Consider the following 20,456-nt stretch of genomic DNA (forward strand, 5'->3'; position numbering starts at 1 on the left):
TGCGGTTGGTATACTTAATTATGGAGATTTTTTTGAGCAAAGAGATAGATTCATTTACCTTCGTGCTAATGCCCTTTAGTTCAGGCTTTGATGATGTTTATAAGTTGGGCATTAAGGCCGCCGCTAAAGTACATGAGGTGCGAGCAGAAAGACTTGACGAGCAACTTTTTGGTGAAGGGATGCTGGATAGAATCTATCGTCAAATAGACGTTGCTGATTTTATCATTGCTGACTTATCAGATAGAAATGCAAACGTGTTTTACGAACTCGGCTATGCTCATGCAAAAGATAAGATCTGTATTCTTTTAACAAAAGATGCGTCGGATATACCCTTCGATTTGAAGCATAAAAGACATATTGTGTATGGTGACTCCATTACATATTTAAGAGATGAATTATCGAAAAATATCGCATGGGCAAAATCCGAAGCAAAAGCTCGAAAAGAACATAAAATATCAGTAACAACAAAGGCTCCCACTGGCGATCTAACTACATCAAAACATACGGCTGAAGCGATAATAACTTTTACATTTGATTTGCATAACAAGACGGATCGGGTTTCGCCTGAGATTTCTGCTATGTACCTCTACACAGGGAATGTGTGGAAAGTGATACATGATTCTAAAGAGTGTCCTCACTCCGGTGCAGATATAGAACCATTTAAGTATCGTTACTTTATCTTGCCGCCAGTGCCAAAGATCGGTCGCAATGGTTGGGCTCAAGTAAAGATTAAAGCGAGTCGGACTATAGCCAAAGCATGGGAAGGTGACGAAATTAAAGATGAATATAACATTGGTGGCAGGGGGGTACTTCGGCTTGAGACTGCTGATGGGAACTATGATCATGAGTTTGACTTCAATCTTGAACTCCAAGAAATTCCCTTCTGAAGGTTCAACTATCGGGTGTACGTCGCCCGATTTCCGCCGATTTGCGGTTACATACCGGCGAGAGATACGGGCGTTATGCGCTAATGCTTTAACCGCAAGTGGCGTCAGCCAAGCTGGATGGATGTAAGTAGGCTTCAATTGCACTAATGTACATCTAATCAATACCGTAAAAGCACTACTGCTTATATTGCGCTGACTAGCAGCCCAGCGTCTTGGTCTTAAAGCGAGCGCACGAAAAAAGTATGAATATACTGTTCTTTGGCACTTCCGCCGGTGTGCCCACCAAGCAAAGAAACGTCTCCGGAGTCGCTTTGCGAGAGAGCAAAGGGAAGGGCTGGTACCTGATCGATTGCGGTGAGGGCACCCAGCATCAGGTCTTGCATACCAAGCTGTCGTTCCATTCCTTGAAAGCCATCTTGATTACCCACGTGCACGGCGACCACTGCTATGGGCTGCCGGGCATACTGGCTAGTGCGGGAATGGGTGGCCGGAAAGCGCCGCTTACCATAGTGGCACCTGCAGGCATCAAGGCATGGTTGGAGGCCACCTGTGAAACCACGCAGCTATGCTTGCCCTTCGCTTTGGAGTTTATCGACTCGGACGAGCTGCCCAGCGTTGAGTTTGAAAGCATGGCGATTACCACTCACAGGCTTTCACACCGGGCGCCTTCCTATGCTTATGGGTTTACGGAGACAAAGGTCGACGCTGCCTTGGACGTGGATAAGCTAGCTCAAAAGGGAATTCCGAGAGGGCCGTTGTGGGGGCAGTTGAAGCAAGGGTTTGATGTAGAGTTTGAGGGTGAGCGGTTAAAAAGCCATGACTACCTGATCTTCAAGCACAAGCCGAGAAAAGTGGTGATTGCGGGGGACAATGACCAGCCTGATTTGTTGATGGATGCCTGCGAAGGGGCACAGGTGCTGGTGCATGAAGCCACCTACACCGAAGAGATGGCCCAGAAGGCCGGTGATGTGGGGCATAGCTACGCCAAGCTTGTCGCCGCGTTTGCCGAATCGGTACAGCTTCCCAACCTAGTGCTGACGCACTTCAGCCCCCGTTACCAGTTCAACCCCCATGCGTCGCCTTCCATTGAAGACATCCGAAAGGAGGCCCAGCGCGTCTATTCGGGTTCGCTTTACCTAGCGCAGGATTTTGGCGAATACACCCTGGATAAAGCGGGTTACTTTTCTGAACTGGCGGGCGAATAACCGATTTCATCCCGGCACTCTTTGAGTACTTGCCGCACAGGTCAGTCGCGGCAATAGCCTTCACCTGTTGCGACTACCAGGCAGTCTTCCTTTTCCAATAGCCACTTCATGCCGGTGGCCTCGCCGTCGCCCGCGCGAAGCAGCTGTGGGCCGCCCTCGCGGTTGAAGCTAATGCCTTCGGCGGTGGCCTGCCCTTCGAAGGTGTCGATTTGATCGGAATCCAGGCCGTAGCGCATGTGAAGGCGATAATGGCCCGGGCCTGCAGGCTCGTCCTTGCTGATTTCCAGGAATAACCCTTCAACGCCAACCCATCGGCCGACCCATTGGTCAGTCATCTGGTGGTGGGGCTCGCTTTGCTCGGTTGATGTACCTGAGCCCGGCGCGCCTGATGCGGCGGTATTGCTGTTTTGGGCGCACCCGCTGATAAGTAATAGGGTGCTTAATGCTAACGCTGTTTTGATCATCGGTAGTGATACCCGTTGGGGGTGAATGGCCGTCTTAACTCCAATCCTCTACTCGAAGCCCAGGTACGCGACCAATTAAGCGCGCGACCCAAGGCAATAACATCAACACGTGTAACGTTCTCAGGCAGCGCGAGGGATTTCGGCATGCGGTTACTTTTAAACACTGCGGCTTTTTCCATGGCTGTCTTCTTATCAGTACTGCCGTTACTCACTATATACACGTAACATACTTTTTTTAGTTTGATAGAATTTTGGGATATGTCGAAGGGGTAAACAAAATGCAAAAGGTAAGAATTGACCTAGTGTCCGATGTAGCCTGTCCGTGGTGCGCGATCGGCTACCGGCGATTGGAACAAGCGCTAGAAACCCTTGATGGCGAGATCGACGTTGAGCTCTTCTGGCAGCCCTTCGAGCTCAACCGGGATATGCCGCCTGAGGGCGAGCCGATCCTGGAACACTTGTGCCGCAAGTACGGTAAGGACGCGGCCAGCATGGAGCAGTCCCAGCGCGAGATTATGGCCGCCGCCGAAGAGCTTGGGCTGAATTTCCGTGGTGCCCTGGAGCGTCGGGCGAACAATACCTTCGCTGCCCACCGCGTGCTGGCGTGGGCCGGAACGCAAGACCAAGAGACAGCCCTACAGTTGGCACTATTCGAGGCCTACTTCGGTGAGGCGAAAAACCCCGCCGACCCAGAGGTGCTTCGCGAGAAGGCCATTGAGGTTGGGCTGGACGGCGACACTGCCGAAGCCATCGCCCGCTCCGATCAGTACGCGGACGAAGTGCGAGCGGCAGAACAGAGTTTCATGGAGGCAGGGGTAAACGCCGTACCAGCATTCATTCTAGATGGACGTTACCTGATCTCGGGTGCCCAGCCAGCTGAAGTGCTTGTCGATGCGCTTCGTCAGGTGGCCGAAGAAAACGCCAACCGCTAACGCCCTATAGGTGTCGACCTGAAATGAGGGCAGCACTAGCGGCTCATCACCCAACAATAAGTGCAAAATCTGCGTTTATCTGCGGTCACAGGTGATGGCGGGCACTAAACAATAAGACATAAGAGAAAAGCCTGCGAATGTTTATTAATCGCAGGCCTTGGTGTAAATCTTTAAAGAACATAGGTGTTAGCGACGTTCTAGCGCAAACCAAGAAAGGAAAGAATCGCTACAACGATAACGATTGCACCGACGATATAGATGATATTGTTCATTAGTAAATACTCCTTTTTATAAATTTGAAGTCGCTTGTGCGCCACCTTCCATGTGGCGCACAACATAACTTCCTATGGAGGCTACTCCTTTGCCTTACCTCAATTCAGAATAGGTTAACGGCTTCGTATGGTCTGTTCGCTAGGACACTGTGTTGCGAAAATAAAAAACAAGGAAATATGCCTAACCAATCGCTATTATCGGGCAATATTCGCAACGCCGAGCGCTACCGCCCCGCACCCAACAATCTGTTGCTACCGATGCAATTGAGCAAAGCAAATAAGCTTCTACGCTATGGGCCATCAGATATATTGCGAGTGGCAATGTATAGGAGGCCGATATGGTGGATTTCACATTCCTGTTGGTAGTGGCGGGTACGTTCTTGATCGCGGGCAGCGTCAAAGGCGTGATTGGCCTCGGCCTCCCGTCGGTTAGCCTGGCGCTGCTTAGCGTTGCGCTGGATCTGCCTACAGCCATGGCGCTGCTGCTAATTCCCTCATTCGTCACAAACATTTGGCAGTCGATGGTTGGCGGAAACGCAAGGGCAATCTTGGTTCGACTTTGGCCATTTCTCGCGATGGCCACCTTCACTGTCTGGATTGGTGCGGCAGCACTGACGCGCGTCAATCTCTCGCTACTGACGGCGCTCCTGGGTAGTTTGCTGATTATTTACGCTGTCGTGAACCTGACCGGTATCCGAATTGTTGTACCAAGCCACCATGAGTTTTGGGCAGGGCCGCTAATCGGTTCTGTGAATGGGGTGCTTACCGGAATGACGGGGTCATTTGCTGTGCCGGGCGTGATGTTCCTCCAGGCCATTGGCCTTCCGCGGAACATGCTGATTCAAGCGATGGGCATGCTGTTTACGGTCTCCACTGTGGCTCTCGCGGCGGCGTTGCAACAGGCCAATTTTTTGACACTCCAATATGGAGCAATTTCAGCAGCGGCGGTGGTTCCTGCGATCACTGGGATGGTTCTTGGGCAGCGAATTAGAGAACGCTTATCGGAGCAGGTGTTCCGAAACGTATTCTTTGTTTCACTTCTCATTCTGGGCACTTACATTATTGTTAATGCCCTTCAAAAGCTTTAAATCCCCTTAAAAAGCTATAGTCGGCTCACTACATGGTCAAGGCGGCGTCAGAATCGTACGCTGGCTTAACCTCAAGCCAGCGCTCAATCCCTTACTTCAAAAACTCACGCAACGTATCACTCGCCTGGTCAATGGATAGCACGCCATCCAAGTGGCCTCGATTACCTTCCAGGGTTTCAAGCGTCACGTCGGTGCCATCAGCTTCAATCAACTCGGCGGTACGGCGCACGCCCTGGGGCGCGAAGACAAGATCATTTTCGCTATACAGCATCAGTGTTGGTGCTTCGATAGCGGCAAGTCCTTCCTCTAGTGAATCGCCGTGGCCTGCCATAAAGGTTTGGTTGGCGCGCACCAAGTAGAGCAGATGATTGGCATCGGAGGTGGCAGCACGCGCGGCAGCAACGTCATCCAGCGTTTGCTCGATGGCGTAGCGGGCGTTGATATCCTCAGCCGGGTCGCGCGCTTCGTCGGCCCAATCGCGATTAAAAGTCTCGTTGGCCCACTGCCAGTGGTTGGCGTTGAGCGTGACAAGCTTCAGCGCTTCTTTTAGCCCCTCGGTGGGTGGTTCGCCGTCGTAGTAATTACCCTCGTTCCAGTTGGCATCCAGCCGAATCGGCGCTGCCCAAGCGCTGAGAGTTGCCAGCAGCCAGGGGTCGGCAACACCGCCGCCGATCACGGAGATAAGACGCTCGACTCGTTCAGGGTAGGCGCTGGCCCACTCAATCGCCTGAAGCGCGCCCATTGAAGCACCCATCACTGCATGCAGCGATTCAATGCCTTGGCTTTCCAGTAGCTCGCGCTGCACCTCGACAAAGTCGCGAATAGTCACCACAGGAAAGTCCATCCCCCAGGGTTCGTCGGTGTCTGGATTAATGGAAGCGGGCCCGGTGGTGGTGACGTTGGGGTCATTAGCACCGAGGTTCACCAGTGTGTCCGAAGAGATAATGTAGTACTCATCGGTATCCAGTGGCTTGCCGGGGCCAATGATCGCATTCCAGTAGCCGGTCGGCTCGCCGTCAGGATCATAGCGGCCTGCCGCATGGCTGGTGCCGGAGAAAAAGTGGGTAATCAGAATGACGTTATCGCGAGCGTCGTTGAGCTCGCCGTAGGCTTCCCAGCCAACCGTGACATTGGGAATCGTCTCGCCGCTCTGGGTGGTGAAACTGTCTATTTCAAAGGTCTGTTTCTCGACGACGCCATCCCAAGCCCAGAGAGGGGAAGCCAGAAGAAGACCGAGGCCGGAACATAGCGTTGCCGTGAACAGCGTTTGTCGTGTAGATGCCATAGGGACGCCTTAAGAGAGGGATTATTGTGATTGTTTTTGGCCGCTACCGCAGCCACCCTCTTAGCGTAGTAGACCCTAGCGCATTTTAAACGGATTCAACCCGTTGGCTTGCTGCATCATCATGCGCTTGGCGAACGGAAAGCGCTCGGCGAGCTGCAGGCTTAAGTCGCCTAGTTGGCGCAGCGGCTTGGCACCGGTAAACAGGTGATGAAAAGTGTCGGTGGCGGCGATCATCGCTTGGTTAGCCGCGCGGCGCTGGCACTCAAAGCGGAGTAGGTTGACATAGTCGCCCGGGTCGCGGCCTTGAATAATGATCTCGGCTAGGGTGTCGGCGTCGTGAAGGCCGATATTTAACCCCTGACCTGCCAGCGGGTGCACCACATGGGCGGCATCGCCAATCAGCGCTAAGCGCTTGCCGATATAGCGGTGGGCGTGTTGGCGTTTGATGGGGAAGCTAGCCCGGGCGACGATGCGGATGAGGTTGCCCAGGCGTTTAGGGAAAGCCATTTCGATGGCTGTTTTTAGCGCGTCATCGTCAAGCTGTTCGCGGGCTTGGGTGGTTTTATCTGTGTCGTACCATACCAAGGAAGCGCGATGGCCGGGTAACGGCAGCATGGCGATGGGGCCGGTGGGGGTGAAGACCTGCCAACTGACATCCTGCTGGGGCAGTTCGGTTTCCACGTTAATGATCATCGCCCGCTGGTGGTAGTCATAGCTGCTAACGCTGATCCCCGCTAGCTCGCGCAGGGTCGATTGCGCGCCGTCGGCACCGACGATCAATCGGGCGCTTAGGGTTTTGCCATTATCCAGCTCCAGCAGGCGGCCAGTGCTTGAAGTGATCGTACTTAACGGCGCGCACTGGGTGTAGCAGGTAACGCTGGGCAGCTGTTCCAGGCGCTGCCATAGGGCGTACTGCAGCGTGCGGTTTTCGATAAAAATGCCGAAGTCATCCATGCCGCTATCTGTGGCGGAAAACAGCGAGTGGCCGGTGCCGTCCTGGTTGGAGACATCGATATGCCGAAACGGGCAGCTACGCTCCTCAGGCAAAGTCGTGCCGCTGGCCTTAACGAACGCTAACGAGCGCGCATTCAGCGATGAAATACGCAGGTCATAGTCACCGCTAGGGGGGGTAGGGGCGTCGCCGTGTTCCACCAGCCCGACGGAGAAGCCCGCATGACCCACGCGAGCCGCCAGGGCGGCGCCCACCATGCCGCCACCGACAATAATAATGTCATGATCGTGCTGCATAAGAGTATCTCCTGGGTGCACAATAACCGTTAAAGGGCGCGTGACATGGCCCGCTGTCGCTATACAGTATCATTGAGTTTAAGCCACATTGCCTAGAGGTGAACTATTGACGCAGGCCGTGGAAATTGCAAAAAGCGTTGCCCAGGCGGGCGAGGAGCTGGCAGCCTTTATTCAGCAGCACCCCAAACTGTGGGTGATTACCGGTGCGGGCGTCAGTACCGATAGCGGTATTCCTGACTATCGTGATGCGGACGGCCAGTGGAAGCGGCCACCCCCGGTGCAGCATGGCGATTTCATGAGTTCCCATCACGTTCGCCAGCGCTACTGGGCGCGGGCGCTGATCGGCTTCAGCGCCATGCGCGAAGCCCAGGCCAGCGGCGCGCACCGTGCGTTAGCCACGCTTGAATCCCAGGGCTATATCCAGCAGTTGGTGACCCAAAACGTTGACCGCTTACATCAGCGCGCCGGTTCACGCCGGGTGATCGACCTGCATGGTCGTGCGGATATGGTCAAGTGCATGGTGTGCGACTATCAAATGATGCGCCACGCCATGCATGAAGAGATGGCCCAAATGAATCCCACCTTTGCTGGTTTGCAGGCAGGCCACGCCCCGGATGGCGACGCCGACCTGGAAACCGACTTCAGCTCCTTTCGTATTTTCGACTGCCCGCGCTGTAGCGGCACCCTAAAGCCTGACGTGGTGTTCTACGGCGATGTAGTGCCCGCCGAGCGAAGGTTGGCAGCGCAGGTAGCGCTGGCCGAGGCGGATGCGGTGTTGGCAGTGGGCACCTCCTTGATGGTGTTTTCCGGCTACCGTTTCTGCCGCTCCGCCCATGAGCGGGGCATGCCGCTGGCATCGCTCTCACTAGGCGTCACCCGCGCGGATGCGCTATTAACCCACCAGTGGCGAGCGCCATTAACGCCGGTGCTTGAAGAGGCGGTGAACTGTTTGCAGCGGCGTTTACTTGACTAAAGTGCTAGGGTATTAGGTAGATATCGCCATCAACAGCGGAGCCTATCGTGCTGTCATTTGAACATCTCTATTCCACTTTACCCGAACCCCTTTGGGTCGCCACCCAAGCAACGCCCGTGGCCCAGCCAGAGCTGATCGCGTTTAATGCCCCGCTGGCCCATGAGCTAGGCGCCAAAGAAATACCTGACTCAACAACGCTCGCCGAGTGGTTTAGCGGCAATCAGCCCATACCGGATGCCAAGCCGGGCGCATTGGGTTACGCAGGCCACCAGTTCGGCAATTTTGTTCCCCAGTTGGGCGATGGCCGCGCGCTGCTGCTGGGTGAAGTGATCGACCAGCAGGGCATACGCCGCGATGTGCAGCTAAAAGGCAGCGGCCGTACACCGTTTTCCCGCGGCGGCGATGGCCGTTCGCCGCTCGGCCCCGTGCTGCGTGAATATCTGGTCAGCGAATTTATGGCCGCGATGGGCATTCCCACCACCCGCGCCTTAGCGGCTGTGACCAGCGGCGAGCGGGTGGTGCGGCAGATGGCAGAGCCCGGCGCGGTGTTTACCCGCGTGGCCAGCAGCCATATTCGTGTGGGCACTTTTCAGTTTGCCGCTGCGCAACGGGATGAAACACTGCTCAAAGCACTGGCGGATCATGTTATTGAGCGCCACTACCCGGATGCCGCCAACGCGGAAGACCCGTATTTGGCACTGCTGGAGGCGGTGGTGGCCCGCCAAGCGGTGCTGATTGCTCGGTGGATGAGCGTCGGCTTTATCCACGGCGTGATGAATACCGATAACTGCAGCATCGCCGGGGAGACCATTGATTACGGCCCCTGCGCCTTTATGGAGCAGTTTGATCCGCAGAAGGTGTTTAGCTCCATCGATGAAGGCCGCCGCTATGCGTTTGCCAATCAACCGGCGATTGCCCAATGGAACCTAGCCCGATTTGCCGAAACGCTGCTGCCGCTGATGCGTGAAGAGGGCGACGCCTTGGTGGAGCAGGCCACCGAGATCATTCGCCGCTTTAAGCCGTTGTTTGATGCCGAGCAGCGCCGTTTGCACGCTGATAAGCTTGGCCTCTCGCCAGAAAGCGATCAGGCAGTCCCGCTTATGGAAGGTCTCGAAAGCCAGATGCACCAGGGCCGGATGGATATGACCGCTACCTTTGATGCACTCACCCAATACGCTGCCTCAATGAGTGATGAGCACCGCGAGGGGCTGCTGGCGCTAACGACCCAACCCAACGAGCTAGCGGCGTGGCTGGATACCTGGCAGGCCGCGCAGGTTGCCAGTCAAGATAGCCAACGCTTTGCCGCCATGCGAAGCGCCAACCCGGTGATTATTCCCCGCAACCACCGGGTTCAAGAAGTTATTGATGCCGCTTACGACGGTGACTTTGCGCCTTTTCATACGCTGCTAGCGGTCGTCACCCAGCCATTCGATGATTCCGTAGAAGCGCGCCGTTTAGCGGCACCCGCCACAGATAGCGAACAGGTATTAAGAACGTTCTGCGGAACATAACGAGCTAATGCCATTGCGCTGAGGACGGAATCAACCCGTAGCGGGGGTCTTTCGCCATGGATGGCGAAAGTAGCGCCCAGGGAGGGGTTCACAGCGCCCCCGCGTAGGGTTGTTCCGGCCGATTTAAAGTGTGATAGAGGTTATGATCCATCTCACATCCCCTGTGATAAACTGTGATTTTTTACAGGTAGAAGGGTAGCCGGTGCGCAAGATTATTCACTGCGACTGTGACTGTTTTTTTGCGGCGGTGGAGATGCGCGATAACCCCGCGCTGCGGGATATCCCGATTGCCATTGGTGGCAGTGTCGAGCAGCGCGGGGTGGTTGCTACCTGCAACTATCCCGCCCGCGAGTTTGGCATTCACTCGGCGATGCCCATGGGCCAGGCGCTCAAGCGCTGCCCGCATCTGACCGTGATTCGTGGCGATATGGCCAAATACAAAGTGGTCGCCCGGCAGGTGTTTGCGATTTATCGCGAGGTCACCGAGCTTATCGAGCCGCTTTCTTTAGATGAGGCTTTTTTGGACGTCTCGGAGGTCACGCTGCACCACGGTAGCGCCACGCTAATGGCGGAAGCGATCCGCGAACGGGTGAGTCGCGAAGTGGGGATCACCGTTTCAGCGGGCGTAGCGCCCAACAAGTTTCTGGCCAAAATCGCCAGCGACTGGAATAAGCCCGACGGCCTGTGCGTGATTACGCCGGATAAGGTCGATAGCTTCGTGCAGCAGCTGCCGGTGAAGAAAATTCACGGCGTTGGCCCCCGCACAGCAGAGAAGTTAGCGGGGCTGGATATCCATACCTGCGCCGATCTGCGTACCCGCACGCTGACAGAGCTGGTCGAACACTTTGGCCGTTTTGGGCGACGGCTGCATGAGCTGAGCTGGGGGCGGGACGAGCGCCCGGTGAAAACCCACCGGGAGCGCAAATCGGTCAGCACCGAACAGACCTACGCTCAGGATTTACCCAACCTCGACGCCTGCCGCCGTGAACTGCCCGCGCTGATCGAAGATTTAGAGCGCCGCTACGCACGACTTGATCCGCCACTGGCGGTGCGCGGGCTGATAGTCAAAGTGAAGTTTAGCGACTTTACCCAAACCACCGTCGAACACGCCGACCCAGCGCCCAACCTTGCCCAGTTCGAAACCCTACTTAACGTTGGCTGGGCCAGAGGAGAACGCCCCGTGCGCCTGCTGGGCGTGGGGTATCGCCTAGCGGACAACAGCCAGGAGCATCAGCTGTCGCTGTTTTAATTAGCCTGTTAATCCTTATGCTGATTGACGCTCATTCAGTAGCGCGTTAAAACAGACGTATGATAGATGGTTGGAACAATATCCATCTGACCGTTGCCACTGATCAATCCTAACTACGCTACTTCTCCAACGAGCCCCGCCATGCCTGCTAATGCTGCCCAACGCCCCCGTTTAGTGTTTGCCCATGCCAATGGTTTTCCAGGGTTAAGCTATCGCAGCCTGCTCAATCCGCTGGCAGAGACCTTTGATCTGCATCCTCTGGATCGCCTGGGCCATCATCCTGACTACCCCGTTAATCACAACTGGGGCAACTTGGTGGATGAGCTGCTGGGCTACCTGCCAGAGAGCGATACGCCACTGCTGGGCGTGGGGCATTCGCTGGGTGGCACCTTGATGGCCATGGCCGCCGATAAGCAGCCGGAGCGCTTCTGCGGGGTGATTATGCTCGACCCACCGCTGATGCTGGGGTCGGATGCCTGGGCAATGAAAGCCGCCAAGCGGTTTGGCTTTATTGATCGCATCACTCCCGCCGGTAAAACCTTGGGGCGGCGCACTGTGTGGCCGAGCCGTGAGGCAATGGCTAACTCGCTGGGTCGCCGGGGGCTGTTTCGCCGCTTTACCCCAGAGGCGCTCAACGACTACATTGAAGCAGGGACGCGCTTGTTAGACGACGGCAGTGCCGAACTGACCTTTGATCCGCGGATTGAGGTGGAAATTTTCCGCCATCTGCCGGATCACCTCTCGCGCCTGCCGCAACGGTTGGGCGTACCCATAGAGCTGGTGGCAGGCAAAGAGTCACACCTATTGACCGCTTCACGTATAAAACGCTTGAAGCGTAAAGGGTTAACGGTAAGCGAAGTCCCCGGTACGCATATGTTCCCGATGGAGCATCCGGACGAGACCCGTGCCGCTATTGTGGCTGCTTGGCAGCGACTATCCGCAGCCAACAGACCCTCAAACACAGCGTAAGGAGGCGTTATGTATCTTTCCGTACAGCTTAGCTACTACCCGCTAGCCGATGACTTTAAGCCGGTGGTCAAAGAGGTGGTGAAACACCTGGAAGCGACAGGATTGGAAGTGCACCCGAATCGCATGAGCACCCAGGTATTTGGCGAGTTCGATGAGGTAATGGCAGCGTTAAGCGAGGTGATGAAGTGGTCGTTTGAGACCCATGGCAAAGCGGTCTTTACGGCTAACTTTTTGGAAGGCGATCGTCGGCCTCGGTAATGGGACGGTCGAAACAGCCCTAGGCGGGGGCGCTGTAAACCCCTCCCTGGGCGCTACTTTTGCCATCCATGGCAAAAGACCCCCGCTACGGGCCGTGTCGACCTTTTAAGTTATCTGCCCGTTTAAACCAAGGAATCCAGGCAGGACTCAATAATATCCAGCCCTTCATTGAGCACGTCATCTTGAATGGTGACGGGCATCAAGAAGCGAATGGTGTTGCCGTACATGCCGCAGGAAAGCAGGATCAAGCCCTCTTCGCGAGCTTTCTTGCACAGCGCGGCAGCTAGTTCTGGATTAGGTGTGTGGTCGGCTTTGTTCGACACCAGCTCAAATGCAGCCATCGCGCCCATGTTGCGCACGTGGTCGATGCAATCAAACTTGTCTGCCCACACATTGAAGCGCTTGGCCAGTTTGTCGCCCAGGGCCTGGCTCTTCTCCAGAATGTTCTCTTCTTCAAACACTTCCATGACCGCCAGCGCTGCTGCACAGGCGGTGGGGCTGCCGGTGTAGGTGCCGCCCAACGAGTTAGGGCCTGAAGCGTCCATCACTTTATCGGTACCGACGATAGCGGAGATCGGCATGCCGTCGGCCATACTCTTGGCCATGGTCATAATGTCCGGCTCAACGCCGCTATGCTCGATGGCAAACATTTTGCCGGTACGGCCAAAGCCCGACTGCACTTCATCGACGATCATCAGCATGCCGTGCTCATCGCAGATTTCGCGAACTTTGGTCAGGAAGCTGGTAGAGGCCGGGTAGAAACCGCCTTCACCAAGCACCGGTTCGAGCACGATGGCCGCGGTATCTTTAGGGTTGGCATCGGTTTTCAGCGTCATCTTCAGGCCGCGAATGGCTTCGTCTTCGCTCACGCCGTGGTAAGGCACCGGGTAGGGCGCACGGAAGACGGTGCCCGGCATCGGGCCGAAGTCGCTCTGGTAAGGCGCCACCTTGCCGTTCATGGCCATGGTGAAGAAGGTACGGCCGTGGTAACCGCCATCGAAACAGATAACGTTTGAACGGCCAGTAGCGGCGCGGGCGATCTTGACCGCGTTTTCCAGCGCTTCCGCACCGGAGTTGGCCAGCATGACTTTGGCATGGCCACGAACCGGAACGATGTGGCTGAGCTTTTCCGCGACCTTAACGTAGCCTTCATAAGGCATGACCGTTTGGCAGGTATGCATCAGCTTGTCGAGCTGGGCTTTTACCGCCGCGACCACTTTGGGGTGACGGTGTCCTACGTTGAGTACGCCAATGCCGCCCGCGAAGTCGATAAAGCGGTTGCCGTCCGCGTCCCAGATTTCAGAGTTTTCCGCGTGATCGGCGAATGCCGTTGCAGGGCTTGCGGCGCCAGCAGCGACGTATTTATGTTTCAGCTCGTTCAGTTCGGCATTGCTGCTCATGGCTTACTTCCTAATTGATGAGGGAGGATCTTTCAGCATAGTGCTTAATAGCTTTGATTACATTGATGACGAGGCAATGACAACACGATTGCGCCCCGTTTGTTTAGCTTGGTACATAGCTTTATCGGCACGATCAAGCATACGCGTACTGGATGCCTCAACGTAACTAGCGATGCCCGCCGATAGCGTGATGGTGAGCTGGTGCTTGGAGTAGGGTACTTCGGCAACGCGCTGGCGGATACGATCCACTGCAATGTAGGCTGCCTCCGCCTCGATTTCAGGCATGAGAATCAGAAACTCCTCCCCTCCCAGGCGAATCTGTACGTCAGTCGAGCGTAGGTGCTGATTAACGGCCTCAGTGACTTCCTGAAGCACGTCATCGCCAATGCTGTGGCCGTATGTGTCGTTGATTGTTTTGAAATCATCTAAGTCAAACATCGCAATACTTAACGTACTGCCATATCGTTTGCAGCGTTCAAGCTCTTCTTCCAGGCGCGTAAGCCCTTGCCGACGATTTAAAATCCCTGTGAGTTCATCATGGTGAGCCATGTATTCCAAGCGTTCATTGACTTGTTTAAGGCGTTCTTCCAACCGTTTGCGCTGGGTGATATCAACGATATAAGTGACTTTATGCGGTATACCGTCATCGCCCTCAATGCGAGAAGCTTCGGCAATGATGGTACGTGCTTCACCGTTTTTACAGCGCACCTCCCACTCTTGACGAAGATCTTGATGCTCGTTTCTCACGATAAACTCGTCATGGAGTTTCGACAGGCGCTCCCGGTAAGCCTCGGGCACAACCAGTGTAAAGTGTTGGCCGATAAGCTCATCCTCGCGGTAGCCGTAAAACTCGCAGTAGGCCGGGTTGACCATTTCAAAAATGCCATTGGAATCGGTAATGCAGATCCCTATCGGGGCGGTCTTAATAACGTTTAATGTATTGCGCTTTGATCGGTTAAAAAGCTGATAGAGCTGATCGGGGCTAATCTCTTTCATTCACTGCTCCTGCTCCAAATAGACTTCACTTTTTAACCCTGCTAACAGAGCAGTTATGTCGTCACCGAGTGAGTTAATAGCCGGTTTTGCAAAGTAAAAGCCTTGCTGGCGCACGATGCCTGCACGGGCCAGCCATAGTGCTTCGGCGCGAGTTTCAACGCCTTCAGCAATCAACGTCATATCGAGTTCTTGGGCGAGTAAGATGATCGCGTTTAACAGCGCTTGGCGACGAGTATCACTATCGCAATTCATGACCAGCTCACGATCAATTTTGAGCTTGTCAGGCGTTAATTCGGTCAGTAAGTCCAAATTGGCGTACCCATTGCCAAAGTCGTCGAGCGCCGTTTTAAAACCCATAGAGCGGTAGGCATCAATGATATTGCATAGGTGCTGCCGGTCGCGGACGCGTTCGGTTTCGGTAATTTCGAAAATAAGCCGATTGGTGGGCCAGCCCACTCGCTTGGAAACTTCTAACGTCGCCTGGATACACGCTTCCGGTTCATAAACGGCGTTAGGTAAGAAGTTGATCGAAAGGTCGGTTTGCATATCCAGTGCGCTGGCCATCTCGATTGCTTTTACCCGGCAGGCCTGATCAAACCGGTAGAGCAGTTCGTCGGTGACTTGGGCAATCACACATCCGGCGGATTCGCCGCGCGAACCACGAACCAGTGCTTCATAGGTGACGATTTGGGCCAGCGATAGATCCACGATTGGTTGAAAGGCCATGGTGAATTCAAAGGGCAAATCGCCTTCACAGCGTTTGCAACTGCCATTAACGCGTGCGCACTGGCTCATAGCTGCTCCTGTGGGGTGAGTATCGGATAACGCTCTTAATGCCATCATTAGATAGCTTAATGCCCGCAGCCTACACTGAGGCATTCAACGCTATTTAGTCTAAATCTTAATATATTCTTTGTATAGGTATTGTACAGCTTGGCATTGCTAAGCACTAGTCGGCAGCTTCCCACCTCCTAGCTAGCAATGTCTGACGGTTCTGTTGGCCAAAAAAAAGCGCCGGGTAGGCGCTTAAGAAGAGAAATAACAAAACACAACGGCTAGATAATCCCTGCTTCGCGGAGTGCAGTTCGCTGTTCCAAGCTAATGCCGAGTTCATCCAGCACGCTTTCAGTATGCTGACCTAGGTGGGGCGGTGCCGTAGTGGCGCTCATTTGGGCGCCGTTAAAACGGATAGGGTTGGCCACTAGATCCACCTGGCCCGCTTGGTCATGGGGTAAGGTCTGCTTAAGCCCGCGGGCTTTTACATGGGGGTCGTCGAAAACCCGATCCAGCGTATTAATTGGCCCACAGGGCACGCCCACGGCTTCAAAGGCGGCAAGCCAATGATCAGTACTGCGCTGCGCCAATGCTGCTTCCAACTGCGGCACGAGTAGCGCACGGTTATTTACCCTAGCCCCATTGGTGGCAAAGCGTGGATCTTCCGCCAGAGCCGGTAGCGAAAGCACCGCGCAAAAACGCTTGAACTGCTCGTCGTTGCCGACGGCCATGATCATATGGCCATCTTGGGTGGCGAACGCTTGGTAAGGCACGATATTAGGGTGAGCGTTACCCAACCGTTGGGGAACATTGCCCGAGGTTAGGTAGTTGAGCGCCTGATTAGCGAGTACGCCGACCTGGACATCCATTAATGCCATATCGATATGGCAACCTTCGCCGCTGTCGCGGCGCTGATAAAGCGCCGCCAGCACTGCGTTGGCGGCATATAGCCCGGTGAAAATATCGGTAAACGCAACGCCACTTTTTACCGGACCACCACCGGGCTCACTGTCGGGCTTGCCGGTTAGGCTCATGATCCCGCCCATGGCTTGAATCATAAAGTCGTAACCGGCGCGGTGAGCGTAAGGGCTCTCCTGGCCAAAACCGGTAATCGAGCAGTAAATCAGCCTGGGGTTGAGCTCCTTTAGACTGGCGTAATCCAGGCCGTAGCGTTTTAGGCCCCCGACCTTGAAGTTCTCTATCAGTACGTCGGATTGAGCGACTAGCTGCTTAATCACCGCCTGGCCTTCGGGCTTGGCCATATCGACAGTCACCGAGCGTTTACCCCGGTTAGCGCACAGGTAGTACGCCGACTCTTCGCTGCCCGCCAGCCAAGGAGGGCCCCAGTGGCGAGTATCATCGCCGCTGCCGGGGCGCTCTACCTTAATCACATCTGCCCCCATATCCGCGAGCATCTGACCGCACCACGGCCCGGCCAATACCCGCGAAATATCGAGTACTTTAATACCGGCCAGTGGTTTGGTTAGCTCGCTCATAGAGGCTCCGTTAATAAGTGACAAGTGATCAAGATGTGGTGATTAGAAGAACGACTGAATGCCCGTCTGTGCGCGACCAAGAATCAACGCGTGCACATCATGAGTACCTTCGTAGGTATTCACCGACTCCAGATTGACCATATGGCGAATCACGCCGTACTCGTCAGAAACGCCGTTGCCACCATGCATGTCGCGGGACACGCGGGCGATATCCAGGGCTTTGCCGCAGTTGTTGCGTTTGATCAAGGAGACCATTTCCGGTGCCCAGTTGCCGCTATCCATCAGGCGACCCACCTGCAGAGCTGCCTGCAAGCCCAGGGTGATCTCGGTCTGCATATCGGCGAGCTTTTTCTGGATCAACTGATTGGCAGCCAGCGGGCGACCAAACTGCTTGCGGTCGAGGGTGTATTGACGCGCTGCGTGCCAGCAGAACTCGGCCGTGCCCATAACGCCCCAGGCGATGCCGTAACGCGCTTTGTTCAAGCAGCCAAACGGGCCTTTCAAGCCGCTGACGTTAGGCAGCAGGTTCTCTTCAGGAACGAAGGCGTTGTCCAGCACGATTTCACCGGTAATGGAGGCTCGCAGCGAGACCTTGCCTTCGATTTTCGGCGTGGTGAAGCCTTCGGTGCCGCGCTCAACAATAAAGCCTTTGATCTGGTTGTCGTGGGCAGCTGACTTGGCCCAAACCACCGCGATATCGGCAATCGGGCTGTTGGTGATCCACATTTTCGCGCCGGTTAGGCGGTAGCCGCCGTCGACTTTTTCCGCGCGGGTAATCATGTTGCCTGGATCAGAGCCATGATCAGGCTCGGTCAAACCAAAGCAGCCGACCATTTCACCGCTGGCAAGCTTGGGCAGGAATTTTTGCTTTTGCTCTTCAGAACCGTAGGTCTCGATGGGGTACATCACCAGCGAGGACTGTACGCTCATGGCTGAACGGTAGCCGGAGTCTACGCGCTCTACCTCGCGGGCAATCAATCCGTATGCCACGTGGTTAACGCCTGCGCCGCCGTACTCGGGGGAAACGGTGGCGCCCAGCAGACCAAGTTCGCCCATTTCGGTCATGATCTCGCGGTCGAAACGCTCTTCACGGAAGGCGGTCAGTACGCGGGGCTGGAGGTTTTCCTGGCAGTAATCGTAGGCCGCATCGCGAATCTGGCGCTCTTCATCGGTGAGCTGTTGTTCCAGAAGTAGCGGGTCGTCCCAGTTGAAATGCGTCATGGCGTGGTTTCCTCGGTTCGTTCGTTAGGCGTTATAAAAGCCTAGCGCGCTGGATTGTTTGCAAAGTAGCTTGCAGTCAATGTATCGCCGTTTTTTTAAAATATCTACATTTTTTTAAAACGTAGAACTTTGGTCTTGAGGCGAAGCGCTAAAACTAACAGCTGAAACGAAGCGCTTAACCCATGCCGCGCTCCTGAAGGACGCGGGTAATAATCGGCACCGGGGTCATCAGATGGTCGCGCATTAGGCTGTCGGCTTCGGCGGTATCGCGAGCCAGAATGACATCGACCAGTGCGGCGTGCTCCTGACGCTTAAGCTCCAGCGCCTGGGACGACATCACGATTTCCTGCAGCCACAGGTGGCGGTAGCGTTCTACCTGATCAAACAGAGTATTGCGCATTTGCAGCAGGTGAGGGGAGTTGCAGCCGCTGGCAATGGCGGTATGGAAGGCTTTGTGGCGCTGATCCCAGATATCCAGCAGGTCGTCGGGGGTGTTGATGTCGGTGACCTTGGCCAGCCGATGCGCGGTGGCCAGTACGGTGGCTTCCCAGTCGTCGTCGCCGCGCTCAATAGCCAATCGCAGAATCAGCCCTTCAAGCTGCGCCCGTGCGTCGTAAATATCGTTGAGTTCGGCCAGTGACATGGGGGCTACCCGGTAGCCGCGCTGGCTGATCGCGACTACTAGGCGGTCAGAGACTAATTGCGATAGGGCTTCCCGTAGCGGCCCGGTGCTGGCGCCGTACTGCTCTTTGAGGCGGCTCATCAGCAGCTTCTGCTCAGGCGCATAGTGACCACGAATAATGTCTTGCTTGAGTTGACGGTAAGCACTAATGGCCAGGTTTTGCCGCGGCGTGTCTTTTTCCCGACTATCTTCTTCTTTAAAACCGGGCTCCATAGCAGTGTGGCTCCTATCCTGAATCAATCATAAAGGTGAGATGGGGAAAATGACGGCCATTATCGCTAAATATTAACAATTTGGTACAGGGTAAGACATTTGCGCAGGATTTCGTTATTTTAAATGAGCTAGGAAGCTAGCTTGGCCTTACCTGTTAAGTAGCCATTGTTGAACACGGAAAGCGGCTACTGCGCTGATAACGCCCTATTAGCATCTAACGCATTAGCCGTGCTAACTTCTCTTTCACCGCTTCTGGTTGCCTGTTGATGGCAAGCTGAAGTTGGGAATTCAACACTTCCTTTATCGTCAACCATACCTATAAGTCCAAGCAGGACGGAGGAAACGCTCATGCGAACTCTAAAATATGCCGCTGCCGCATCAATGCTCGCGGTCGCACTTCCAGCAAGCGCCCAGCAACTCTCAATCGCAACCGGTGGTACGGGCGGCGTTTACTACCCTATCGGCGGTGGTTTTGCCGAAATGATCAACAACCATATTGAAGGCGCCCAGGCGACCGCTGAAGTTACCGGTGCCTCGGTTGAAAATATGGGCCTGATCATGCGTGGCGACGCGGATCTTGCCCTGGCACTGGCCGATACGGTTTATCAGGCGTATACCGGCACGGATGATTTTGAAGGCCGTCAGGTTGAAAACATCCGCGCGCTAGCCTCGGTTTATCCCAACGCAGTACAGCTGGTAACGCTGGCCGAGTCGGATATCGAATCGATCGCTGATCTCGAAGGCAAGCGTGTTTCCGTTGGTGCACCGGGTAGCGGTACCGAGTTGAATGCTCGTGCCTTGCTCGAAGCCAATGGCATTAGCTATGACGACTTCACTCCACAACGTCTTAACTTCAACGAAACCGCTGACGCGATTCGTGATGGTGATATCGACGCCGGTTTCTGGAGCGTTGGCCCGCCGACTAGCTCTATTCTTAACCTTGCCGCAACACGCGATATTCGCCTGATTGGCCTGTCCGATGAAGAAGTGGCCAATGCTCGGGAGGAAGAAGAAGTCTTCGCACCTTACAAGCTTGCCGCCGGTATGTATGACGGTATGGACGAAGACGTGCAGACCCTGGGTATTCCCAACGTCCTCGTCGTTAACTCTGATATGGACGAAGAGCTGGCTTACCAGTTGACCCAGCTACTGTTCGAAAACACCGACGAGCTGATTGCCGTTCACCCGGCGGCTAACGACACCACCGTTGAGTTCACTATGGAGTCGACTCCTGTGCCGCTGCACCCCGGTGCGCTGCGCTATTTCGAAGAAGTCGGTGCTGAGATCCCGGATCGTCTGCGTCCTTAATCGTTCGGTGACACTGTCATAACAA

At 55.1% G+C, this 20,456-nt stretch carries 19 protein-coding genes; 10 read left to right on the forward strand and 9 right to left on the reverse strand.

The window, feature by feature from the left end; all coding sequences use genetic code 11:
* Positions 1-32: 32 nt before the first annotated feature.
* Both QHL1GM_RS16305 and QHL1GM_RS16310 read left to right on the forward strand, forming a co-directional pair.
* On the forward strand, positions 33-887 hold the full coding sequence (locus tag QHL1GM_RS16305) for a hypothetical protein (protein ID WP_139245625.1): 855 nt from the start codon (positions 33-35) through the stop codon (positions 885-887).
* A gap of 242 nt (positions 888-1,129) precedes the next feature.
* Positions 1,130-2,092, forward strand: coding sequence for a ribonuclease Z (locus tag QHL1GM_RS16310; RefSeq protein ID WP_071695406.1), 963 nt, complete (start codon positions 1,130-1,132; stop codon positions 2,090-2,092).
* Between the two features lie 41 nt (positions 2,093-2,133).
* Here QHL1GM_RS16310 and QHL1GM_RS16315 read toward each other — a convergent pair whose 3' ends face one another.
* Complete coding sequence (locus tag QHL1GM_RS16315) at positions 2,134-2,427, reverse strand: hypothetical protein (protein ID WP_254795321.1); 294 nt, start codon at positions 2,425-2,427, stop codon at positions 2,134-2,136.
* Positions 2,428-2,834: 407 nt separating this feature from the next.
* Here QHL1GM_RS16315 and QHL1GM_RS16320 point away from each other — a divergent pair, with 407 nt between their 5' ends.
* Together QHL1GM_RS16320 and QHL1GM_RS16325 are read left to right on the forward strand one after the other, a co-directional pair.
* Positions 2,835-3,488, forward strand: a complete 654-nt coding sequence (locus QHL1GM_RS16320; RefSeq protein WP_071695408.1) for a DsbA family oxidoreductase — start codon at positions 2,835-2,837, stop codon at positions 3,486-3,488.
* Positions 3,489-4,098: 610 nt separating this feature from the next.
* Positions 4,099-4,848, forward strand: a complete 750-nt coding sequence (locus QHL1GM_RS16325; protein ID WP_071695409.1) for a sulfite exporter TauE/SafE family protein — start codon at positions 4,099-4,101, stop codon at positions 4,846-4,848.
* Between the two features lie 91 nt (positions 4,849-4,939).
* Here the strand turns inward: QHL1GM_RS16325 and QHL1GM_RS16330 are convergent, their stop codons facing one another.
* Both QHL1GM_RS16330 and QHL1GM_RS16335 read right to left on the reverse strand, forming a co-directional pair.
* Entirely contained in the window at positions 4,940-6,133 is a 1,194-nt protein-coding gene (locus QHL1GM_RS16330) for a homoserine O-acetyltransferase (RefSeq protein WP_071695410.1), read from the reverse strand.
* A 75-nt stretch (positions 6,134-6,208) separates the two neighbouring features.
* On the reverse strand, positions 6,209-7,381 hold the full coding sequence (locus QHL1GM_RS16335) for a UbiH/UbiF/VisC/COQ6 family ubiquinone biosynthesis hydroxylase (RefSeq protein WP_071695411.1): 1,173 nt from the start codon (positions 7,379-7,381) through the stop codon (positions 6,209-6,211).
* A 106-nt stretch (positions 7,382-7,487) separates the two neighbouring features.
* Between QHL1GM_RS16335 and QHL1GM_RS16340 the strand changes: the two genes are divergently transcribed.
* The 5 genes from QHL1GM_RS16340 (at position 7,488) to QHL1GM_RS16360 (ending at position 12,341) form a co-directional block, all read left to right on the forward strand.
* The gene (locus QHL1GM_RS16340; protein ID WP_071695412.1) at positions 7,488-8,354 is read left to right on the forward strand and encodes an NAD-dependent protein deacetylase; all 867 of its coding nucleotides are present in this window, start codon (positions 7,488-7,490) and stop codon (positions 8,352-8,354) included.
* A gap of 47 nt (positions 8,355-8,401) precedes the next feature.
* Complete coding sequence (locus QHL1GM_RS16345; RefSeq protein ID WP_175540392.1) at positions 8,402-9,865, forward strand: YdiU family protein; 1,464 nt, start codon at positions 8,402-8,404, stop codon at positions 9,863-9,865.
* Positions 9,866-10,067: 202 nt separating this feature from the next.
* The gene (gene dinB / locus QHL1GM_RS16350) at positions 10,068-11,114 is read left to right on the forward strand and encodes a DNA polymerase IV (protein WP_071695414.1); all 1,047 of its coding nucleotides are present in this window, start codon (positions 10,068-10,070) and stop codon (positions 11,112-11,114) included.
* A 141-nt stretch (positions 11,115-11,255) separates the two neighbouring features.
* Positions 11,256-12,083: an alpha/beta fold hydrolase gene (locus QHL1GM_RS16355; RefSeq protein WP_071695415.1), complete on the forward strand. Its 828-nt coding sequence runs from the start codon at positions 11,256-11,258 to the stop codon at positions 12,081-12,083.
* Positions 12,084-12,092: 9 nt separating this feature from the next.
* On the forward strand, positions 12,093-12,341 hold the full coding sequence (locus QHL1GM_RS16360; RefSeq protein ID WP_071695416.1) for a YkoF family thiamine/hydroxymethylpyrimidine-binding protein: 249 nt from the start codon (positions 12,093-12,095) through the stop codon (positions 12,339-12,341).
* A 122-nt stretch (positions 12,342-12,463) separates the two neighbouring features.
* Here QHL1GM_RS16360 and gabT read toward each other — a convergent pair whose 3' ends face one another.
* The 6 genes from gabT to csiR all read right to left on the reverse strand — a co-directional run bounded on the left by gabT (position 12,464) and on the right by csiR (position 19,123).
* On the reverse strand, positions 12,464-13,741 hold the full coding sequence (gene gabT / locus QHL1GM_RS16365; RefSeq protein WP_071695417.1) for a 4-aminobutyrate--2-oxoglutarate transaminase: 1,278 nt from the start codon (positions 13,739-13,741) through the stop codon (positions 12,464-12,466).
* Positions 13,742-13,798: 57 nt separating this feature from the next.
* Entirely contained in the window at positions 13,799-14,737 is a 939-nt protein-coding gene (locus QHL1GM_RS16370; protein ID WP_071695418.1) for a sensor domain-containing diguanylate cyclase, read from the reverse strand.
* The gene (locus QHL1GM_RS16375) at positions 14,738-15,532 is read right to left on the reverse strand and encodes an EAL domain-containing protein (RefSeq protein ID WP_071695419.1); all 795 of its coding nucleotides are present in this window, start codon (positions 15,530-15,532) and stop codon (positions 14,738-14,740) included.
* Between the two features lie 260 nt (positions 15,533-15,792).
* Positions 15,793-17,007, reverse strand: a complete 1,215-nt coding sequence (locus tag QHL1GM_RS16380) for a CaiB/BaiF CoA-transferase family protein (protein ID WP_071695420.1) — start codon at positions 17,005-17,007, stop codon at positions 15,793-15,795.
* A 42-nt stretch (positions 17,008-17,049) separates the two neighbouring features.
* Complete coding sequence (locus tag QHL1GM_RS16385; RefSeq protein WP_071695421.1) at positions 17,050-18,228, reverse strand: acyl-CoA dehydrogenase; 1,179 nt, start codon at positions 18,226-18,228, stop codon at positions 17,050-17,052.
* Positions 18,229-18,403: 175 nt separating this feature from the next.
* On the reverse strand, positions 18,404-19,123 hold the full coding sequence (gene csiR / locus QHL1GM_RS16390) for a DNA-binding transcriptional regulator CsiR (protein WP_071695422.1): 720 nt from the start codon (positions 19,121-19,123) through the stop codon (positions 18,404-18,406).
* Between the two features lie 348 nt (positions 19,124-19,471).
* Here csiR and QHL1GM_RS16395 point away from each other — a divergent pair, with 348 nt between their 5' ends.
* Positions 19,472-20,431: a TAXI family TRAP transporter solute-binding subunit gene (locus tag QHL1GM_RS16395; RefSeq protein WP_071695423.1), complete on the forward strand. Its 960-nt coding sequence runs from the start codon at positions 19,472-19,474 to the stop codon at positions 20,429-20,431.
* Positions 20,432-20,456: the final 25 nt, after the last annotated feature.

It is taken from the genome of Halomonas sp. QHL1 (genome assembly GCF_001882345.1).
In the GTDB taxonomy this organism is placed as follows: Bacteria; Pseudomonadota; Gammaproteobacteria; order Pseudomonadales; family Halomonadaceae; genus Vreelandella.

Excerpts from the sequence above, each read along its gene's own strand:
- QHL1GM_RS16320 (WP_071695408.1), top strand. The coding sequence starts at position 2,835 with ATGCAAAAGGTAAGAATTGACCTAGTGTCCGATGTAGCCTGTCCGTGG.
- gabT (WP_071695417.1), bottom strand. The coding sequence starts at position 13,741 with ATGAGCAGCAATGCCGAACTGAACGAGCTGAAACATAAATACGTCGCT.
- QHL1GM_RS16325 (WP_071695409.1), top strand. The coding sequence starts at position 4,099 with ATGGTGGATTTCACATTCCTGTTGGTAGTGGCGGGTACGTTCTTGATC.
- QHL1GM_RS16335 (WP_071695411.1), bottom strand. The coding sequence starts at position 7,381 with ATGCAGCACGATCATGACATTATTATTGTCGGTGGCGGCATGGTGGGC.
- QHL1GM_RS16375 (WP_071695419.1), bottom strand. The coding sequence starts at position 15,532 with ATGAGCCAGTGCGCACGCGTTAATGGCAGTTGCAAACGCTGTGAAGGC.
- QHL1GM_RS16310 (WP_071695406.1), top strand. The coding sequence starts at position 1,130 with ATGAATATACTGTTCTTTGGCACTTCCGCCGGTGTGCCCACCAAGCAA.
- QHL1GM_RS16385 (WP_071695421.1), bottom strand. The coding sequence starts at position 18,228 with ATGACGCATTTCAACTGGGACGACCCGCTACTTCTGGAACAACAGCTC.
- QHL1GM_RS16315 (WP_254795321.1), bottom strand. The coding sequence starts at position 2,427 with ATGACTGACCAATGGGTCGGCCGATGGGTTGGCGTTGAAGGGTTATTC.
- QHL1GM_RS16380 (WP_071695420.1), bottom strand. The coding sequence starts at position 17,007 with ATGAGCGAGCTAACCAAACCACTGGCCGGTATTAAAGTACTCGATATT.
- QHL1GM_RS16355 (WP_071695415.1), top strand. The coding sequence starts at position 11,256 with ATGCCTGCTAATGCTGCCCAACGCCCCCGTTTAGTGTTTGCCCATGCC.
- csiR (WP_071695422.1), bottom strand. The coding sequence starts at position 19,123 with ATGGAGCCCGGTTTTAAAGAAGAAGATAGTCGGGAAAAAGACACGCCG.
- QHL1GM_RS16395 (WP_071695423.1), top strand. The coding sequence starts at position 19,472 with ATGCGAACTCTAAAATATGCCGCTGCCGCATCAATGCTCGCGGTCGCA.
- QHL1GM_RS16330 (WP_071695410.1), bottom strand. The coding sequence starts at position 6,133 with ATGGCATCTACACGACAAACGCTGTTCACGGCAACGCTATGTTCCGGC.
- QHL1GM_RS16360 (WP_071695416.1), top strand. The coding sequence starts at position 12,093 with ATGTATCTTTCCGTACAGCTTAGCTACTACCCGCTAGCCGATGACTTT.
- QHL1GM_RS16370 (WP_071695418.1), bottom strand. The coding sequence starts at position 14,737 with ATGAAAGAGATTAGCCCCGATCAGCTCTATCAGCTTTTTAACCGATCA.